Origin of the sequence: Photobacterium profundum (assembly GCF_003026285.1) — a bacterium.
Classification (GTDB): Bacteria; Pseudomonadota; Gammaproteobacteria; order Enterobacterales; family Vibrionaceae; genus Photobacterium; species Photobacterium profundum.
In genome coordinates, this window is the sequence record NZ_PYOD01000003.1 from 445,313 (window position 1) to 464,443 (window position 19,131).

The window sequence follows — 19,131 nt, forward strand, 5'->3', positions numbered from 1 at the left end:
ACTTAACTAATTACAACACCCAAGCTTAGCAACGCCATTACCATCAAGCTCAGTATTCCAATTAGAGGGCCAATGAATTTAAGCCAAGATGAGTATGCTACACGACCAATAGCTAAGCCCCCCATTACCACGCCCGATGTTGGCGTTACTAAATTAGGTAAACCAGATGCTGACTGAAAAGCCGTTACAACAAGCTCGCGTCCAACCCCTGCAAAGTCAGCTAACGGTGCAAGTACTGGCATAGAAAGAACAGCCAGACCAGAAGATGATGGAACAACAAGACAAAGTACCGCTTCAATCCAATAAATCGCATTAATGAAGGCGATTTCATGTAAACCACCTAGAAGACCTTCAGCATAATTCAAAATAGTATGTGTGATATTGCCATTATCCATTACGACCACTAAACCGCGAGCAATGGCGATGATTAAGGCGACACCCAGTAAATCTCGTGCACCTTCAATGAAACTATCGGTAATTTCAACTTCAGATAATCGGCCAACAAAACCGACAATAATACTTGCACCGATAAATAGCGCAGATAGTTCTGCCATCCACCAGCCTGCGATAGAAACACCCCACATCATGACGGCAAACGTTAAACCGAATATTGCTAATACGGCTTTACGAATACCAGTAAGCTCTGGCGCTTGTTGTTCTTTACTGTGTAAAAAATGACGTTCATTGTCTTCTTTTTGATGAGCAACAAGTGACGCTGATGGGTCATGCTTTACCTTCGCGGCATAACGCATTACATAAACCACACAAACGATCCAGCCTAATGCGAGAATAACGGCGCGTAAAACAATGCCTTCCATAAAATTGATTTCGGCCGCATTCGATGCAATAACCGTTGCAAATGGGTTAATGGTTGAACCTAAGCAACCAATGCCTGCTCCCACCATAATAATGGCAACACCGACGATACTGTCATAGCCCGCAGCGATCATTACTGGAATTAACAAAGCATAGAAAGGAATAGTTTCCTCCGCCATGCCATAAACAGTCCCACCCATTGCGAATAATCCCATAAGAATAGGAATCATCCACTTTTCACGTCCATCTAAACGCTTCATTGTGCCAGCAATACCTGCATCAATAGCACCGGTACGGGTCACAACGGCAAGAAACCCGCCAATTACCAATACAAATAGTGCAACATCAACAGCACGAGCTGCATAGCTAGCTGGATCGTAAAAACCCTGAATAGGAGCCATCAATACTTCAACAATACCCTGCGGATTAGCAGCAACGGTTTCGAATGAACCCACTAACGGTACCATTTTACCGAGGGTTTCATTCATCACCATTTGGTATTGCCCTGCTGGAATTATCCAAGTCAGCGCGGCCATTAAAACGGTTAAGATCATTAAAATTGTGTAGGCAGAGGGAAACTTAAATTTCGTCATTAGGATGTCCTTATTTAATGGGGCTCAGAGCCCCATATTGTGGGTGGTATTCCACCTTCTTATTTATGCAACAAAGTCCATGATTTCTTTTACTGACATGTCTGATAATCCCATTTTTTCTAAGGTGCGACCCTCTTTAAAATAGTCAGTGTCGTTATAGGCATTATCAATATGCAGACATGATGTCACGAGCGGTGTATTCACTCCTGTCAACTGTCCTAATTCGTAACAAGGCACTAAAAGGTAAGCAGCATCTTCCGTGATATAACGGTTAGACGCTGAATTAGGGGCACTATTCAGTTTTCCATGTGTTTCTGATGTACGGTTCACTTCATACACATTGTCACATTCCATTGCATACAACGCATTCATAGCATCAAGCTCAGGGATTAATTCAAGTCCTAATGCTTTACCAATCTGAATACGCTCACTTTCCATTACTGCTGCCGCTTTCGCTGTTGAAATAGAACAGCAATCTTTGTAATAGTTAAACTGCCCATCAAAATTTTCAAGTAACCCCATACTCAAAGTTGTAAGCAGTGGATGCCCACCAAAGTTGATGTTCTCTAAACCAGCATTAATGACATTATCGAGTTTTTTTAATGGTAATGGCATCACAGGTTGCAATTTAGCGATAGCGTCATCTGTTTTAGAGGCAGGAAAAGCGGCAACAGGTAGAAACTCTTTCATTCCCAGAATCGCAAGCTCTGCAGGACCAACAATACGAGTTGCCCATGGAATTGAGATTGCATCCACAAAAGTGATATCGAGATCACCATAACCCTGCTCTGCTTTAATACGATTAAGCACCAATGAACCATAATTACCCGGCATTAACATCACTATTTGACCGTCACGCAAGTGCGGTAACATTTCAATGAATAACGGTTCTTGTGCAAATGAAGGAACAGGTAAAATCAGTAAATCAGAATACGCAACGGTTTCAGCCAAATCACGGCTAATGGTATCAATGGCTTGGAAACCAGCATAAGCCAATGACACATCATTAAATGAACTTAATGCTTCAATACCGCCACGTTGTTCGATATCAGTAAGCGGTTGATCAAAACCTATTGCCCCGTATAAACACACCTTCGCGCCATGTAATGAAAAGTGATACGCCGCGGTTAACCCTGCATTACCAGACCCAATGATAGAGACTCGATTGGACATCATTCTTCCTTATTTTTCTGTTTGTGTGATATTGAAATCAGACTAAGAAAGACAATGAATATTGACCAATGCTAAACCCTTTCAGCACTATGCAAAAATGTAATACTCTACAAACACAATAAGCATAAAGGCATGATAATTATCAAATTTAAAAGTAAATAGTTCTAACACACAACACAAGGTTAACTGTGATGTATCTCCGTATCATCATTGTTTAAATCGCGCATAGAGCCAATTTTTAGGTAGATATTCATTTCATCGGCTAGCAACATAAACTGTTCTATGAACAACTCTGCATGACGATGAATCGGCTTAAGGGCGGGATATAAGATATCGAATTCAAAAGGCAGTAAGAACGTAAGCGGACGCATTACAACATCACAATGCTCGCTTGCCATATGAGCCGTAAAGGGATCAGTGATGGCGATACCAACACCTTCACGCACCAATGCAGCAGCGGTACTCGCTAATGACACCTCTATATGCTCGATAGTCGATAAATTATAACGGCGTAATAACTGATCAATACGCCGCTGCGTAATGTCTTTCTCATGACGGATAAGTACCTGATCTGCAATATCATGGATATCGATCGACATTTTATTGGCTAAAGGTGATGATGCAGGTAACAAACACACGCATTCACTTTCTACTTTTTGTGCTTTAACACCCGCGAGCTGCTCATCAATAAATGCAAAACCAATATCCGTTGTTTGACTTTGTACCCGACGAACCACATCTTCAGAACGATACGTTTTAAAACCGACTTTCATCCGTGACGATTGCTTTAAAAAAGTCGCTAAGATACGCGGAAGGAAAGCATTTGATAACAAGGGCATCGCGGCAATATTTAAGCTACCAAAACGATGTGCTCGAATAGAATCCGCTGCGCTATCAAGACCTGACACAGCCTCAAAGACTTTTGCGACTTCTAAGTAAAACGCCTCACCTTCGTCACTCAAGACTAACCGGTTACCCTTACGGATAAATAAATTAAAACCCAAACGTTGTTCAAGCCCTGAAAGCAGGCGACTTACAGCGGGTTGGCTTAAATTGAGTCGCTCTGCGGCGGCAGTAACTGTTTGGCATTCAATAACAGCTTTAAATGCATTTAATTGCGTTAATTTCATAAGAAGCGGGCTGTAATTTTTGGGTGACTAACGCTAACAGAACAAGACTATAATTACATTGAAGCAACCAATAGATTTAGCGTATTGATTAATTTATTCATACTGAAAAGGTGAACCGAATAACACCGTTTATTCTGAGTGAACGATTCATAGCTCAATTTAAATTCAACGGGTTATATATTTAGCTAAAGTCTAATAGTCAATCATAAAAATAGTAGTATGATAAATATTAAAACAGATTTAAGGATCTGAATTACAACGCTTCAATAAGGACAATACTATGCTTGATGCTAACAATACCGCACTCGTGATCATTGATGTTCAAGGCAAGCTGGCTCAAATCATGGCTGATAAAAATGCCCTATTCAGTAATTTAGAAACCATGGTTAAAGGTGCTGCTATTCTCGATTTACCCACTCTTTGGGTTGAACAGCTACCCGATAAGCTCGGTGGTACTATTGCAGAAGTTTCAGATAACCTTCCCAATAAAGAACCTATTGTGAAAAATACATTCAGCGCATACCAAACGGCTGAATTTGTCTCTGCATTAGAAGCAACGGGTTGTAAAAATGTGCTTGTTGTTGGTATTGAAGCACATATTTGTGTGTATCAAACGGTGATAAATTTATTAGATGCCGGTTATGGCGTAGAAGTGATTACCGATGCTGTATCATCAAGAAATGTACAAAATAAGACGATTGCATTGAACAAAATGCAGCAAGCAGGCGCACAGCTATCTTGTACTGAAATGGTGCTATTTGAATTACAAGCAGTAGCACAAGGTGAGCGATTCAAGCAAATATTGAAGATTATAAAGTAACGCTTTATCTTGTTATTGGATGTAAGAACAAAACGAACGGTTCACCATCAAGACGAACCGTTCATTAAGTCGCTTAATTAAAATATCAAACCAGCGTATAACCTACAGCTGCTAAATATGATGATAATAGCATTAAGGTAAGTGCAAAAGTCATGATACCTAACACAGGTTTACTACGCGTTAGTAACGGCATTAGCCATACACCCACTGCTGCTAATAACAAGCCTAAACTCATAACCTGTGCAATAAATGGACCTAACTCACTGTGGCTGTCGACACGTGCTGCTAGCTCCCCCACTTGCGGCAACCCTGTTAGTAAGCAAATCACCGCAATCACAGCACCAGTAATAGGAAGATAGCGATTAACCTCTTCAACTTTATGTTCAGCCTTCACCAACAAGGTATGAGCAAACAGCGTTCCGCCGCACAATGTCGTGGCAATGAAATGACTGGCAATTAACCATTGCTCAGTTCTTACAATTAAACCATGTGCTAAATAAGCCAAACCACTCACTAATGCCACAATCAATAGCAGAGATCTGAATCGATCAGAGCTAAATAAGTTTTTTTCAGCAAACCAATACACATTGGCTAGTATAAAAAATACCGTTACCATGAGTACTTCAGTGCCAAACGTATAGACTGAGTAAACTTGGTCTACCATTAAGCTTGCTTCACGTAATGTTAAAGCAACGAATAACAGAAGCCAAAACACAGGCATAGTTTTATGTACACGATCGCTTTGCCCAAAGCATAACTTTCCGCTAAGAATGACAAATGCCAACACAATAAAGGCGCCTATTGTTAATTGTGTTAACGCGCTAGATAAGAGAAACGGCCAATCAGACCAATACATGACACACCTCGTCATTGTGCAATAGGCAGATCATTACAATATACACATTAAGACTGCATACATTGAAAATGAGTACTAGAAATAAAGCCAAGCATTCTGCCTGATTATGATAAGAGATGCGAGAATAACACTCATGCCTTAAGACATGAGTGATTAGCCGTTATGCTGCAACATACAAATCATCAACTGTTAGGCTATTTGTCTTTTACTGCATGTGGTTTTATGTCTGATGATAACGCTTGCCCTTTCATTGCAAACACAGCGAGCAAAAAGGCAATAACAGCAACAACAGCCATACCGGCATAAGTCATACTAAAACCCTGTGCTAGCGCCTCTGGGTCAAAATGAGCAAGTGTATTCTCGCTACCTTCAGCAACGACTACTGGCACCTGACTGTGAAATATAGTGGCACAAATCGCGACACCAATAGCGCCACCAAGTTCTCGCCCAAAGCCAAACAATGACATACCTATACCACGATCTTCTGCTGGTAATACGTTTTGAACAACGACACTTAATGCAGGCAGAGTAAGCCCTAAGCCAAGTCCTGCCGCCGCCAATGCCGCTGATAAATACAGGTCAAAGTGTAATAGCCATAACGCAATTGCCGAGAGTAAAAATCCGACAACAACAAAGCGCTTATAGTAACCTTTTCTAGCAATTTGCTTACCACCAAAATAGGCACCTGTTGTGATGCTAAACATAAAGATCATCATCAACAGGCCACTGCCTGACGCTGTCATCCCTTTTTGCCATTGCATTTGAAGCGGAAGGTAAACCAATACTGCAAACATCAATAACTGGGAACATAAAATCAAAAGCACGCTAATAACATAGCCCGGTAACGATACCAATCTTACTGGTAAAATAGGGTCTGCCGCTTTTCGTTCAACCCACACTAATAGCAACATAACGGTAAATAACGCAATGCTGGCAATCGTTGCATCAAGGCTGGCTTCTGGTGATATTAATAACAATAACAATGTGGTTGCTGTCATTAATAAACCTGCGCCCTTCCAATCAAACTTTGATGCGCGTTTAACACTTAGGTGCCTTAGGTTTTTGTTTATCATCCATACCGCAATAGCGCCTAATGGAATATTGATCCAGAAAATCCAACGCCATGATAACTGCTCAGAAAAATACCCACCTAACAAAGGTCCTGCAATACTGGATACAGCATAAACGATTGAAATATAGCCTTGGTATTTCCCTACTTCACGGGCAGGAATACTATCTGCGATCACAGTGAATGCTAAGGCAATTAAACCACCACCACCAATGCCTTGTAATACCCGTGAGGCAATTAACTGTGTTAAGTCTTGCGATAATGCACAAGCAACAGAGCCAAGAATAAACAGTAAAATACTGATGTTCAGCATTTTTACGCGTCCAAAAATATCACTTAATTTGCCATAAACAGGCAAAACAGCCGTCGCTGCAAGTAGATAAGCCGTAATCACCCATGTGAGTGCCTGCCCTGCATTTAATTCCGCCCCAATAATAGGCAAAGGTGTGGTAACAATACTTTTTTCTAATGAACCCAATGCAATAACAAGTGCTACGCTGGTAAAAATTGTTTTAGGTGACATACATTCCCCCATAACTAAAACGGAGCCTAAAATAAAACAAGTTTGCCGTTACGAAAACAGGATATAATGAACCTCATCATTTCATAAATGGGATCTTAAATGAAACTGGATGATTTAGACCTTTTCCTTACCGTCGTAAAAGCAGGAAGTTTCGCATCAGCCGCCAGACAAAGAGCCATTCCGACCAGTACGCTAAGCAGAAGAATACAACAACTTGAGACCGATACTGGCCGCAAGTTATTAGTGCGCCATGCAAAAGACATGAGTTTAACGAAAGATGGGCAGCTACTTGTTCAGCAATTTTCGACGGTATTTGATGATATTCACCTTCGACTTGAAAGCGTCGATAAAGAAAAAGAAGACTTTTCTGGCGTTATTGTTATCAATGCTCCCATTATTCCACTCAAGCACCAAATTGGCCCCTTAGCCCTAGAGTTTGCAAAGCTACACCCTAAAGTACAAATACGCTTCCAGTTAGGAAATCAAAATAATTACCATCTTCGCGGTGATATTGATATTGCCTTACGCTTTGGTCATCAGCCTGCTTCCGATTGGGTCGCAAAACGTTTATCACATAACCCATCAGTAATATGTACGACCCCTGACTATCTAAATGATAAACCAGACCTAACCCACCCTAACCAATTAGTACGTTACGACCTGTTATCACCAAGCCCTCAGCAACGATGGGTGTTCAACCATATTAGTGGCGAAAGTGTAAAGTTCATCCCAAATGCACGCATTCAATCTGACGAGCTAGACACTATCCATCGTGCTGCCGTTGCAGGGTTGGGCATTGCACGCCTTCCTGAATGGTATACAAAAAAATCCTTTGAGAATGGCGAGTTGATTCAATTATTTCCTGACTGGCAAATGGAAGGATCTGACGTTGCACTGCTATATCCACAAAGAAAGCTACTGTCAGAACGCACTCAAGCACTGATCGACTTTATTTTTGAGCATTGGAAACCTTTTGAGTCACTATAGAAACAAACAAAAAGCTAACGAGCATGATTGCTCATTAAACATACGCAATGTGACATTTTAGAACCAGTAATTTGATATAAAGCTAAATATATGCCTTTAAATCAACTCGTATTATTGACTACAGCGCCCTTTTTCATATATCTTATTTTCTATCGAGAATTAAGATTAAATCTTAAATCTAACAAATTTGAGCGGGCGTGCTGTTGTAACAATGCAATCCCATCTTTAACTATAATTATGCGGAGTTCATCTTCAGCATATCTCTGCAACTGAGTTATTGCGTTTATACACAATAAGCAGAAGGCAGTTACTAGCGGATAATAACGAGATACTTATGTTTGCACTAACGCATGTTAATGTTTTTGATGGTCACACGACCCTTCTAGACCAAGCGATTATCATTGATCAAGACACTATAACGTCTATCGTTCCGATGAAAGACGCAGAGTTACCTGCAACAACCTTCAATGCTAATGGCTTATTAGCAACAGCTGGCTTTATTGATATCCAATTAAATGGTTGTGGCGGCGTATTACTTAATACGGACATCAGAAAAGAAACACTTGATGTAATGAACGCAACCAACCTTAAAAGCGGTACGACGCAGTATTTACCAACCCTTATTACTAGCCAAGCTAAATCAATGAAGCAAGCTATTGATATGGTTGCTGATATTAATGAGCCAAGCAAAGAAGGCGTATTGGGTCTACATCTTGAAGGTCCCTTTATTAATAAAGCTAAAAAGGGTGCTCACCAAGAACACTTAATTCGTGAACTTGACGAAATAACAGCGCATTACCTTGCTGATAATGCAGATAAAATTAGTGTGATTACACTAGCACCAGAAAACACCTCACAGCACGTTATCGATATTCTGACACAAGCAGGCATTACAGTGTCACTTGGTCACACTAACTCAACATATGAAGAACTTGCTGAAAAAGATGGCATCACAATGGCGACGCATTTATATAATGCGATGACGCCACTTGGTTCACGTGAACCAGGTACAGTCGGTTATGTTTTCGATAAAAAGCCACATGCTGGCATCATTGTTGATGGAATTCACTCTTCATACGCTTCTGTTCGCATTGCCCACCAACTGATGGGTGAAAAGCTGTTTATGGTAACAGATGCTGTTAATCCAGCAGGCACAGACTTAACTGAATATGACATGGCAGGCACAACGGCTTACGTGACAGGTGGTAAATGCCATTATGCAGACGGTACTATCGCAGGTGCTGCAATTACCATGATTGAAGGTGTAAGAAACCTTATTGATCATGTTGGGCTTACGCGTGATGAAGCATTGCGAATGGCTAACCTCTACCCTGCAAAAGCATTAAAACTTGACCACGAATACGGTCAGTTAAAGGCGGGCTATAAAGCGAATATCACATTGCTAACTGATGATAATCAAGTACAGCATGTTATTCAGATGGGTAAACAACACGACTTTACTTCTCGCTAATCTCACGACGAAATACGAGCAAACACAAAAAAGGGGCTGATAGTTAATCAGCCCCTTTTCTATGGAATATTATTATAACTAATTATGCTGCCTGAGTTTCCAATACATTCATTTTAGCAGTACGATTCATTTGGAATTCACGAAGTGTAAAATACAAGTAAGTCGCAACAATCGAGAAGAATAAGTACGATAAAGAAAATACAAACGGTGAATTGATCAAGTTTGCTTCAAGGCTCCACATCACACCTACCACTGTCACGCCCATTTTCGCCGCCACTCCCATTAAAAGAAGTAAAGCCGCTAATTGAGGATAACGTGTCGAGCGAAAAGCTAACCAGTAGCCTGTGCCCACAGCGACTGCCGCAATTCCAAAGCCAACCATGAATGAATGGAAATGCTCACCTGAAAGTACACCAGCTACAATTGATAAAAGCAGAATAAAACCAAATTTCATAACAACCTCATTAATAGAAAGCATCCCTTCAAGATAAAACCGCGTTGACAGGGGTATTTTCCCACTTTCTGGTTCATTTTCATACTAGCCACCATGAAGGCCGTTACCCTTAATTACTTAATTTTTCACAATTTTACATCCTGTAACATTATAACCACCTGCAATATGGACACTTAACTATCAACTGTTGCCAAATTGTTAATCTCAACGTTAATTGTAAGAAATAGTTACAAAGTAAGCTTTTAGATTTAAAAACTCTAATAGACTGTTCTTTTATTCCTTTACGCACTTTTATAGTGTGTGAAATTATCTTCATTACGCTATTAAATATGGAATTTAAGTTTTCACATTCAACAGAACAAAAAACGTACTATTCATGTATTACATATAAAAAAACCATCAATAACAGGTGCTATTGATGGTTTCAGATTCTCAGTCTTTCTGTAATGCTAAACCATTCATTTATAAATTGAATGATTTAACAGCTACAAATTCACAGCATCAGCAGATTTCTACTGACACACGTACCTTTTCAATTTTAACCGCTGCCACTTTGAACTCAGGGATCTTCGCATGAGGATCCGTTGCTGTCGTCGTTAAACGGTTTGCAGGCGCTTCAGCAAAATGGAACGGTACAAATACCACACCTTCTTGCATACGCTTGGTAACAAATGCGGGAGTTTCAATACTGCCACGACGTGTCGACACTTTTAGCATCTCACCATTACGTACACCCAGACGCTCTGCATCAACAACCGAAATCATTGCACGAGGTCCAGCCAAGTTATCCAACCCTCGGGTTTTTCTTGTCATGGTGCCAGTGTGGAATTGTTCTAATAAACGGCCTGTTGTCAAAATAAGTGGATATTCTGCATCAGGTAACTCAGCCGCGTAACGGAATGGGATAGCAGCCATCTCCCCTTTTCCACGGGTAAATTGAGAGGTATGCATAACACGCGTACCGTCAGGTGCGTTGTCGTTACACGGCCATTGAAGACCATCTCTACCGACACGATCCCAGTGAATGCCCGCATATTGTGGCGTTAATTGGGTGATCTCTTCAGTAATGTCTTTTACCGATTGATACGCCCAATCACTCCCCATTGCATTTGCAATGCTTTGAATAATCCACCAATCTTCCTTCGCTTCACCTGGAGGATTAACCGCAGGAGTAATACGTTGAACACGGCGTTCAGTATTCGTGAAATGACCGGCTTTTTCGGCGAAAGAACATGACGGTAAAACGACATCCGCATATTGCGCAGTTTCAGTTAAGAAAATATCTTGTACCACTAAGAAATCTAATTTCTCTAAGCCTTCTAGTACATGCGCTTGGTTAGGATCACTCAGAACTGGATTTTCACCCATTACATATAAACCTTTCACCTGATCATGACATGCTGCATCGATAATCTCGGTTAGGGTTAACCCATCCTCTTTCGGTAAGTTGGGTTTATTCCATGCTTTGGCAAACTTGGCATGAATTTCTGGCACATGTACTTTCTGGTAACCAGGGAAGTTGTTTGGTAGTGCCCCCATATCACAAGCACCTTGTACATTAGATTGACCACGTAATGGGTTAATACCACCACCTTCAATACCAATGTTTCCGCACAACATCTGCAAGTTAGCTACAGAGCGTACATTATCATGGCCCGTTGTATGCTGCGTAATACCCATCGAGTAATACACTGCAGTACGATTAGCTGTACCAATCATCTGCGCCATTTTGATAACGTCTTGCGCTTTCACGCCCGTGATCAATTCAACTTTATCTGGGGCATAGCTATCGAGCATGACTTCTGCTTTTAATGCTTCAAAGCCTTCTGTTCGCTCATTAATATACGTTTGGTCATGCCAGCCGTTTTTGATGATTTGCTGCATGATACCGTTCATTAGCATCACATCGGTACCTGGGCGATGTGCAACATACAATTCAGAATGTTCAGCAATATCAATACGCTTAGGATCTGCCACAATTAAGCGTGTTTTACCCGTGCGAATCGCTTGCTTGATATGTGATGCAATGATCGGGTGAGCCGATGTCGTATCAGAGCCAATGATAAACACCACATCAGAGAATTTAATGCTTGGAATGTCATTGGTCATTGCGCCACTACCAATTGACGCTTCTAACCCTGTAACTGTGGATGCATGACACAAACGCGCACAGTGATCGACATTATTCGTTTCTAATTCACGACGAATAAACTTTTGGAATGCAAAGTTATCTTCGTTGGTGGTTTTAGCCGACGAGAAACCCGCTAACGCATTACCGCCTCTTTCTGCTTTAATCGCATTGAATTTGTCTGCAACTAACGAGATAGCCTCTTCCCAACTAGCTGGCTGCAATTCACCATTTTTACGAATTAACGGGGTTGTTAAACGCTCTTTGCTATTTACAAAATCAAAACCAAAGCGTCCTTTAACACATAACATTCCTTGGTTTACTGGCGAGTCTTTTACGCCTTGCACATAACGAATCTGATTTAATGATTCATCGACATACATCGTCAGCTTACAACCCACACCGCAATAGGTACAAATCGTCTCAACCGGCTTCAGCATTTCGATTCGACCTTGCGACTTATCTCGCTTATCGACCAGTGCGCCAGTGGGGCACACTTGAACACATGCCCCGCATTGCACACAGTTCGAATCACCCATGCTGTAACCTTTATCGAAACCAGGTCGGCATTCAGGGCGACTTGCGCTTGAACCATCAGCATTCTTAGCGAAACTCAATGTACCGTGCACCGCTTTTTCATTACAGGCTTCAACGCACTGACCACAACTAATGCAACGGTTAGCGTCGAATACGATGAATTCAGAGCTATCATCTACATGGAATTTTTGGCAACTCTCATTGGTTAATTCAGTTTCAGCCACATCATATTCGGTCGCATAGTCACGTAACTTACAATCGGTATTTGCTTGGCAACCACATTCTAAACAACGTGCCGCTTCGCGCATTGCTTCGTCATTGTTAAAACCCGTTTCAACTTCACTAAAGCTTAACTCTCGCTCTTTCGTGCTCAACTCTGGCATTACAGAACGCATTACTTTTTTAATCTCTACAAACTGCTCAGGAGCAACCTGCTTTAACTTGCGCTCTTTTTGAGAATTAAAAAGCTTAACTGGAATGTTTTCCATATCACCGTCGAAGAAGCGATCAATCGCCTCTGCAGCAATACGTCCATCTGCAACCGCCTCAATGGCTGTTGCGGGGCCACGACGGAAATCACCAATACTGAATACATTTCCTAAACCAGAGTGCATGGTATTCGGATTAGCATCTTGAGTATTCCAGCGCGTTAATGGCAGGTCTAATTCTTCTTTATCCATGAAGCTTAAATCAGGCTTTTGCGAAACAGCAGCAATAACGGTATCAAACGCTTCGGTAAAGTATTGACCTGTCGGTTCCGGTCGACGACGACCAGATGCATCAGCCTCACCCAGTGCCATTTTTTCTAGCTTAACGTCACAAACGTGACCATTCGCGTCAGCAATATTTTCAACAGGGTTTGTTAAAAAGTGAAATTTAACACCTTCATGCTCAGCTTCTTCGATTTCATAATCTTCAGCAGGCATTTCATCACGTGTACGACGGTAAATAAGCGTGGTATCGGCACCGTCACGTACAGCTGTTCGTGCACAGTCAATAGCAGTATTACCACCACCAATAACGGCTACTTTTTTACCTGTAATATAACGACCTTCAGTGACGTAATCTTTTAGGTAATCGACACCTAGATAGCAGCCATTAAGGTCACTGCCGGTATAATTCATTTCTACGGCTTGCGAAGCACCAACTGCTAAGCATACCGCATCATAATCTTCAGTGAGTTGCGTGAGTGTAAAATCATCGCCTAACTTCTTAGATGTCAACACATGCATGCCATTTCGGCACATTAGTTCAATTTCTTTAGCCAAAATCGCCTTTGGCAATCGGTATTCAGGTATACCGTAACGTAACCAGCCACCCGCTTCAGGCATCGATTCAAATACCGTTACATCGTAACCTTCGTTTGTTAGATAATAGCCACACGTTAAACCACCGGGGCCACTACCGACTACAGCAATCGACATACCTTTTGATATTTTCTTTGGTGGTACATAATTCTCTTGTGCAGCAAGATCAATATCGGCGGCATGTCGTTTAAGTTGACGAATAGCGATTGGCTCATCGACTAACCCACGACGGCATTCAGTTTCACAAAATGCAGGGCAAACACGACCAATGGATAACGGCATAGGCAGTGTTCGTTTAATCACTTCTACTGCTTTAGCATGATCATCTTGAGAAATATGGTAAAGATAAGATTGAATATCTACACCAGCAGGACATGCTGTTTGGCACGGCGCTTCACAATCAGCATAGTGATCAGAAAGAATACGGTTTAGCGCGGTTTGACGTAGTGAAGACAGTTCTTCAGAAACAGTGGTCACAATCATGTTTTCAACGGGTAAAATTTCACAGGCACGTTGAATACCCTGTCCTGCCACATCGACGACACAAAGTTCACAAGGCACTTTCTCGCCATTTTTATTAAGGCCACAAAGTGACGGTATCTCAATATTACAGTCAGCTGCAGCGTCAAGTAGGGTTTGTTGCGCATTTACGGGGAATATTTGTCCATCTATTGTGACATTTATCATTGATTGCCTCTTTATGGTTCTCGGCACTGCATCTAATTAATCATTGACCGTAATCATATTTATCAAATTGATATGTACTATAGTAATGACCGAACATTTATTACTGTTCGTATTTACGAATGGCAGTAGCTCAAGGATGACGGGTGAAAAATCATCAATTTTTACTTATTCCCCCAACGTATCAAAAGCAGAATAAAATTCTTTGATTTGGAACACTGTCGGCTTTTATATTTTGAATATTTACCAGAATGAGAGCTATCTCTCGCTTAAAGCTGTTTTCTTTATTAACGAATGTAATAAAAAATAAACGATTCATATTTTTGTACTTAGAACGTGACTTTTACCTAATCGCTACTTTATAATTTACTGATAAATTTGATAATTATTTGGATTAAAGCAGACTATGGCCAATATTTTAGATTCAGTTGATCAACGCACTCAACTTGTTGGCCAAAACCGACTTGAGCTTTTAATCTTTCAACTTAATACGTCTCAATTTTTTGCTATCAACGTCTTCAAGGTAAAAGAAGTCGTTAAACTTCCTCATTTGAATATTTTACCTGGGTCACATCCCAGCGTGTGTGGTGTCGCCAATATTCGAGGTACATCTATTCCTGTTATAGATCTACGCAGTGCAATAGGCATGCGTGGTATGGAAAAGAATAACGAGTGCAATATCATTATTACTGAGTACAACCGTACTATTCAGGCATTTCTTGTCGGTCAGGTAATGAACATTGTTAATATGACATGGAAAGATATTCAAGCACCACCAGAACAAGTAGGACCAAATAATTACCTAACAGCGATCACTAAAATTGAACGTGATGGTATGCAACGTTTAGTGAGTATTTTGGATGTCGAAAAAGTGCTAGCTGAAATCATCGATTACAACATCCAAATATCGGATGAAGTCTTAGATCAAACTATTGTAAATCAACTTCATGGTCGTAAGATTTTGATTGTTGATGACTCATCAACTGCTCGTGGTCAAATTCGCGATACCTTGTCTCAACTGGGTATTGAAGTCATCGAAGCTAACGACGGTATGAAAGCCCTAACCTTATTAAAAGGTTGGTGTGATGAAGGTAAAACAATCACAGACGAAATTCTTATGATGTTCACCGACGCAGAGATGCCAGAAATGGACGGCTATAAACTGACACATGAAGTGCGTAATGACCCACGCATGAGTGATTTATTTATCGCACTGAATACATCGCTGAGTGGCAGCTTCAATGAGGCCATGGTTGAAAAAGTCGGTTGTAATCGGTTTATCTCTAAATTTCAGCCTGATGTATTGGTCGATGTTGTTCAAGAACGTTTACGTGAAGTATTAGGCCACGCACCTAGCCACTCAAGTTAATCGTTATTGAAAAATTAATTATCACAATGCTTAATACCCTTCTGGATAAGTTAATGGTCAGGTAATACACAGCCAAAATGGTCAAAAACTTATCTAGATTTATACAACTGGTTTTATTTGTGCTCTTTGGCAAATACCACAGACTTTAGCTATTGTTGCACGCAAACCCTATTTTTTGGTATTAAATTCATTAACTACTTTTATTGTATGAGTGATAATACTATGGTTGCCTCCAACCGCTCCATGACCTGGAATCACGAATTTTACATTTGGGAATTTGCCTTGCACTTTTTGTACTGATTGAGTCCATTGTTCAGTATCTGCGTCACCAATCCAACCAATGTTTTTTATTTCACTTGCACGCAGTAAACAGCCTCCAATGAGTACGTTTTCTTTTGGTAACCAGACAACCAAGTTGTCGGACGTATGACCAGCTCCGGGGTAATAGACTTCAATTTTGTCTTTTAAAAACTCAAAACTACCCACAGTAAACTCGTTATTAGCCGCTGATTTACCCTCTTTTATTAGTAACTGATTCGTTTTTTGGGATGCATACGTTTCAAATTTATGATCGAGTAAATAGTTAAGACCGCCCGTTTGATCTTCATGAAAGTGGGTGAATACCGTTTTTTTAAGAATCAATTCATGATCATCTAACCAAGCCATAAGTTCAGGCATATCAGTAGCATTCCATGGCGTATCAATATAATAGGCGTCTTTACCATCAACATAGATAATCGAATTAGCGTCCATAGTTATTGATTGTTCTAGCGGATCAAGAGGCTTTAATATTCTATACGACTTTACGAGATATACGTTGTCTGTCACTAATGTTATATCAAGTTTACTGTTGTTATTTTCAGCAAATGAAGGTAAAGAAGTAAGGCTAAAAACGAAGAGAAGAGATAATATTAATTTGTTCATCAGTTTTCTACCTTATTATTTAACGATCTAAAAAGTTGATACATTGGTTGATTTAACATGCTGTATTAACAATAAATAACACTGAAATGCACTACCGATAACTTCATAAAAGACGACATTAATTGCCCCTCATCCACTTTTAAATAATGCCGACAAAATGCGATAGCCTTACACTCTGCAGCATAAGCCATACTTTCCCAATCAATGAACTGTTTTTCATAATTCAAACAATTCAATATTTTAGTTACGCGGTCACTTATATTGATAACTTGCATTATGTAAATCCCTTTTTAAAGCATTAAAAACGATGAACGTATACATTACTTACCGCGAGTTGTTGCATCCCATCATATTCATGCCATTCAGGTGGACTCTCTTGATCTTGGTTATCAACCAGTTCCAATGTTTCGCCGTAAAGCGTGTCTATTTGTGGTTCTCTTATATCTTCAGCTCTCACTGATAATTGCATGGTAAGTAGTAATAGAATAAGAGTTGGAAGCACCCAACTAGGTGCCTCCGGTTTATTTGATTTCATCAAAATCTCCACTGTCGATAATTAAATATGTCTATTAGATAATGTGTTACGGGTACGTATGAGCTGTGTATACATCACCTTGGGTACTGCGTAGAGTTACACGGCGGTCAAAGAAGTCATTTTCAAAGTTTTGTTCTGATTTTAATGGCTCTAAATCACCGTAGGCATCAACAAGAAGCTGATCAGTATCAATACCTTGAGATTCTAGGTAATCACGAACGGCATCGACACGGCGCATGGATAAATCAAAATTCTTCTGGCTATCACCTCGGCGATCGGCATACCCAGCTAGCTGCCAACTCATTTCTGGTGATTGCTTCATCAGCTCAGCAATTTCATCAAGTTGCTGCTGAAAAAGCGGCTCGATATCTGATGAACCAGTACGGAAATGTACATTTACTTCGAGCATTAATGCTTGACGCTCTTCGCTTTGTAATTGTAAATCTTGCTGCAAACGAGCAATCTCGATTTGGGCTTGGTTATAGTTAACGTCTATACGTTCAAGTTCGGTATTACGCGCGGTCAATTCAACCATGTCTTCGTTTTGGGATTTAATGTGTTCATCTTGTCCGACAGCTGTTCCAACAATTCCACCGACCATTGCACCAATAACCGCGCCAACAGGGCCCCCAACTAATGCACCAAAAGCAGCACCCGATCCTAATCCGATCAGTTGCTCTTGCTCACCCACTACATATGTATCGTCTGCAGTTTGCAGATCAGCTTGGTTAGCGTAAGCAGTTGGTGCCATTGCTGAAGTAAGAAGTGCTGCTGTAACCAAAGTCGTAATTAATTGCTTTTTCATGATGTATTCCTCATCGTCTTATTTATTATGAGTAACCTGCAACGCACATTTTTTATTGAAGTAACGTTTCAAAGCAGGTTGCCGTTTCGATGTAGTCATTAAAGCAAGTTGATCTGGCGATACAGAGGAAAGAAAATGGCAATATGGTGATCAAATGTGGCGAAAAAAAGGCAATGTGTTTCCTCCCCTTTTTTAGTCCATTTTTTGTTGTATAGTCAGCACATAGAAACAATTCATATAAAAGAGAAACAAGGTCCCCATGAAAAGAATTGCAATCGTTGAAGATGAAGTCGCCATCCGTGAAAACTACACCGACGTATTGATAAAGCATGGCTATAGCGTTCAAGGATACGATAATCGTCCTGATGCATTAACCGCCTTTCAAGAACGTTTGCCCGATTTAGCAATCATAGATATCGGCTTACAAGATGAAATCGATGGTGGTTTTTCACTATGCCAATCACTACGGGCCATGTCTTCAACTGTTCCTATTATCTTTTTAACGGCTAGAGACAGTGATTTTGATACGGTTTGTGGTTTACGCATGGGCGCTGATGATTACCTCACCAAAGACATCAGCTTGCCGCATTTGATTGCCCGTATTGCAGCGTTATTTCGCCGTAGTGAGGTAATGGCAACCCCTACCGAACAAGAATCATTAATTGAACGAGATTCGCTGACCATAGATCAAAACCGTATGCAGGTTTTTTGGAAGCATCAACCCATTGAATTAACAGTGACTGAGTTTTGGATGATTTATGCGCTAGCTAAACGTCCAGGTCATGTTAAAAGTCGTGATGACTTAATGCAGGCGGCACAAGTGGTTGTTGATGACAGCACAATCACTTCTCATGTGAAACGTATTCGAAAGAAGTTTGTTCAATGCGACAACGCGTTTGATTGTATCCATACCGTTTACGGCATGGGTTATCGCTGGGGTGTATAAGAGC

Annotated in this window: 16 protein-coding genes; 5 read left to right on the forward strand and 11 right to left on the reverse strand. The window is 40.7% G+C overall.

The window, feature by feature from the left end; all coding sequences use genetic code 11:
* Positions 1 to 2 precede the first annotated feature (2 nt).
* From C9J48_RS11565 to C9J48_RS11575, 3 genes are all read right to left on the reverse strand, one after another.
* Entirely contained in the window at positions 3 to 1,409 is a 1,407-nt protein-coding gene (locus C9J48_RS11565; RefSeq protein ID WP_006229622.1) for a YfcC family protein, read from the reverse strand.
* A 63-nt stretch (positions 1,410 to 1,472) separates the two neighbouring features.
* Positions 1,473 to 2,582, reverse strand: a complete 1,110-nt coding sequence (locus C9J48_RS11570) for an NAD/NADP-dependent octopine/nopaline dehydrogenase family protein (protein WP_006229621.1) — start codon at positions 2,580 to 2,582, stop codon at positions 1,473 to 1,475.
* 182 nt (positions 2,583 to 2,764) lie between these two features.
* Positions 2,765 to 3,712 carry a LysR family transcriptional regulator gene (locus C9J48_RS11575; protein WP_006229620.1) on the reverse strand — a complete coding sequence of 316 codons (948 nt, stop codon included), beginning with the start codon at positions 3,710 to 3,712 and terminating at the stop codon, positions 2,765 to 2,767.
* Between the two features lie 280 nt (positions 3,713 to 3,992).
* Here C9J48_RS11575 and C9J48_RS11580 point away from each other — a divergent pair, with 280 nt between their 5' ends.
* The gene (locus tag C9J48_RS11580) at positions 3,993 to 4,532 is read left to right on the forward strand and encodes a hydrolase (RefSeq protein ID WP_006229619.1); all 540 of its coding nucleotides are present in this window, start codon (positions 3,993 to 3,995) and stop codon (positions 4,530 to 4,532) included.
* An 85-nt stretch (positions 4,533 to 4,617) separates the two neighbouring features.
* On the opposite strand, the gene C9J48_RS11585 is transcribed toward C9J48_RS11580, so the two are convergent.
* Together C9J48_RS11585 and C9J48_RS11590 are read right to left on the reverse strand one after the other, a co-directional pair.
* Positions 4,618 to 5,388 (reverse strand): DmsC/YnfH family molybdoenzyme membrane anchor subunit, encoded by a 771-nt coding sequence (locus C9J48_RS11585; protein WP_006229618.1) that lies wholly within the window; start codon positions 5,386 to 5,388, stop codon positions 4,618 to 4,620.
* Positions 5,389 to 5,582: 194 nt separating this feature from the next.
* Complete coding sequence (locus tag C9J48_RS11590) at positions 5,583 to 6,980, reverse strand: MDR family MFS transporter (protein ID WP_006229617.1); 1,398 nt, start codon at positions 6,978 to 6,980, stop codon at positions 5,583 to 5,585.
* A gap of 99 nt (positions 6,981 to 7,079) precedes the next feature.
* Between C9J48_RS11590 and C9J48_RS11595 the strand changes: the two genes are divergently transcribed.
* Positions 7,080 to 7,967: a LysR family transcriptional regulator gene (locus C9J48_RS11595; RefSeq protein ID WP_006229616.1), complete on the forward strand. Its 888-nt coding sequence runs from the start codon at positions 7,080 to 7,082 to the stop codon at positions 7,965 to 7,967.
* Between the two features lie 334 nt (positions 7,968 to 8,301).
* Complete coding sequence (gene nagA / locus C9J48_RS11600) at positions 8,302 to 9,438, forward strand: N-acetylglucosamine-6-phosphate deacetylase (RefSeq protein ID WP_107281126.1); 1,137 nt, start codon at positions 8,302 to 8,304, stop codon at positions 9,436 to 9,438.
* Between the two features lie 82 nt (positions 9,439 to 9,520).
* On the opposite strand, the gene C9J48_RS11605 is transcribed toward nagA, so the two are convergent.
* Both C9J48_RS11605 and fdhF read right to left on the reverse strand, forming a co-directional pair.
* A complete protein-coding gene (locus C9J48_RS11605; protein ID WP_107281127.1) occupies positions 9,521 to 9,892 on the reverse strand; it encodes an NADH:ubiquinone oxidoreductase in 372 nt (123 codons plus the stop codon).
* Between the two features lie 501 nt (positions 9,893 to 10,393).
* Entirely contained in the window at positions 10,394 to 14,551 is a 4,158-nt protein-coding gene (fdhF, locus tag C9J48_RS11610; RefSeq protein ID WP_006229613.1) for a formate dehydrogenase subunit alpha, read from the reverse strand.
* A 403-nt stretch (positions 14,552 to 14,954) separates the two neighbouring features.
* On the opposite strand from fdhF, the gene C9J48_RS11615 reads away from it, so the two are divergent.
* Entirely contained in the window at positions 14,955 to 15,917 is a 963-nt protein-coding gene (locus C9J48_RS11615; protein WP_006229612.1) for a chemotaxis protein CheV, read from the forward strand.
* Positions 15,918 to 16,085: 168 nt separating this feature from the next.
* Here C9J48_RS11615 and bla read toward each other — a convergent pair whose 3' ends face one another.
* From bla to pdsO, 4 genes are all read right to left on the reverse strand, one after another.
* The gene (bla, locus tag C9J48_RS11620; protein ID WP_006229611.1) at positions 16,086 to 16,841 is read right to left on the reverse strand and encodes a subclass B1 metallo-beta-lactamase; all 756 of its coding nucleotides are present in this window, start codon (positions 16,839 to 16,841) and stop codon (positions 16,086 to 16,088) included.
* A gap of 65 nt (positions 16,842 to 16,906) precedes the next feature.
* Positions 16,907 to 17,116: a hypothetical protein gene (locus C9J48_RS11625; protein ID WP_006229610.1), complete on the reverse strand. Its 210-nt coding sequence runs from the start codon at positions 17,114 to 17,116 to the stop codon at positions 16,907 to 16,909.
* A 23-nt stretch (positions 17,117 to 17,139) separates the two neighbouring features.
* A complete protein-coding gene (locus tag C9J48_RS11630) occupies positions 17,140 to 17,376 on the reverse strand; it encodes a hypothetical protein (RefSeq protein WP_006229609.1) in 237 nt (78 codons plus the stop codon).
* Positions 17,377 to 17,422: 46 nt separating this feature from the next.
* Positions 17,423 to 18,181: a sortase-associated OmpA-like protein PdsO gene (pdsO, locus tag C9J48_RS11635; RefSeq protein ID WP_006229608.1), complete on the reverse strand. Its 759-nt coding sequence runs from the start codon at positions 18,179 to 18,181 to the stop codon at positions 17,423 to 17,425.
* 259 nt (positions 18,182 to 18,440) lie between these two features.
* Here pdsO and pdsR point away from each other — a divergent pair, with 259 nt between their 5' ends.
* Complete coding sequence (gene pdsR / locus C9J48_RS11640) at positions 18,441 to 19,127, forward strand: proteobacterial dedicated sortase system response regulator (protein ID WP_006229607.1); 687 nt, start codon at positions 18,441 to 18,443, stop codon at positions 19,125 to 19,127.
* The last annotated feature ends 4 nt before the right edge of the window (positions 19,128 to 19,131 follow it).

Coding starts and splice junctions, on each gene's coding strand:
- C9J48_RS11565 (WP_006229622.1), bottom strand. CDS start 1,409: ATGACGAAATTTAAGTTTCCCTCTGCCTACACAATTTTAATGATCTTA.
- C9J48_RS11570 (WP_006229621.1), bottom strand. CDS start 2,582: ATGTCCAATCGAGTCTCTATCATTGGGTCTGGTAATGCAGGGTTAACC.
- C9J48_RS11575 (WP_006229620.1), bottom strand. CDS start 3,712: ATGAAATTAACGCAATTAAATGCATTTAAAGCTGTTATTGAATGCCAA.
- C9J48_RS11580 (WP_006229619.1), top strand. CDS start 3,993: ATGCTTGATGCTAACAATACCGCACTCGTGATCATTGATGTTCAAGGC.
- C9J48_RS11585 (WP_006229618.1), bottom strand. CDS start 5,388: ATGTATTGGTCTGATTGGCCGTTTCTCTTATCTAGCGCGTTAACACAA.
- C9J48_RS11590 (WP_006229617.1), bottom strand. CDS start 6,980: ATGTCACCTAAAACAATTTTTACCAGCGTAGCACTTGTTATTGCATTG.
- C9J48_RS11595 (WP_006229616.1), top strand. CDS start 7,080: ATGAAACTGGATGATTTAGACCTTTTCCTTACCGTCGTAAAAGCAGGA.
- nagA (WP_107281126.1), top strand. CDS start 8,302: ATGTTTGCACTAACGCATGTTAATGTTTTTGATGGTCACACGACCCTT.
- C9J48_RS11605 (WP_107281127.1), bottom strand. CDS start 9,892: ATGAAATTTGGTTTTATTCTGCTTTTATCAATTGTAGCTGGTGTACTT.
- fdhF (WP_006229613.1), bottom strand. CDS start 14,551: ATGATAAATGTCACAATAGATGGACAAATATTCCCCGTAAATGCGCAA.
- C9J48_RS11615 (WP_006229612.1), top strand. CDS start 14,955: ATGGCCAATATTTTAGATTCAGTTGATCAACGCACTCAACTTGTTGGC.
- bla (WP_006229611.1), bottom strand. CDS start 16,841: ATGAACAAATTAATATTATCTCTTCTCTTCGTTTTTAGCCTTACTTCT.
- C9J48_RS11625 (WP_006229610.1), bottom strand. CDS start 17,116: ATGCAAGTTATCAATATAAGTGACCGCGTAACTAAAATATTGAATTGT.
- C9J48_RS11630 (WP_006229609.1), bottom strand. CDS start 17,376: ATGAAATCAAATAAACCGGAGGCACCTAGTTGGGTGCTTCCAACTCTT.
- pdsO (WP_006229608.1), bottom strand. CDS start 18,181: ATGAAAAAGCAATTAATTACGACTTTGGTTACAGCAGCACTTCTTACT.
- pdsR (WP_006229607.1), top strand. CDS start 18,441: ATGAAAAGAATTGCAATCGTTGAAGATGAAGTCGCCATCCGTGAAAAC.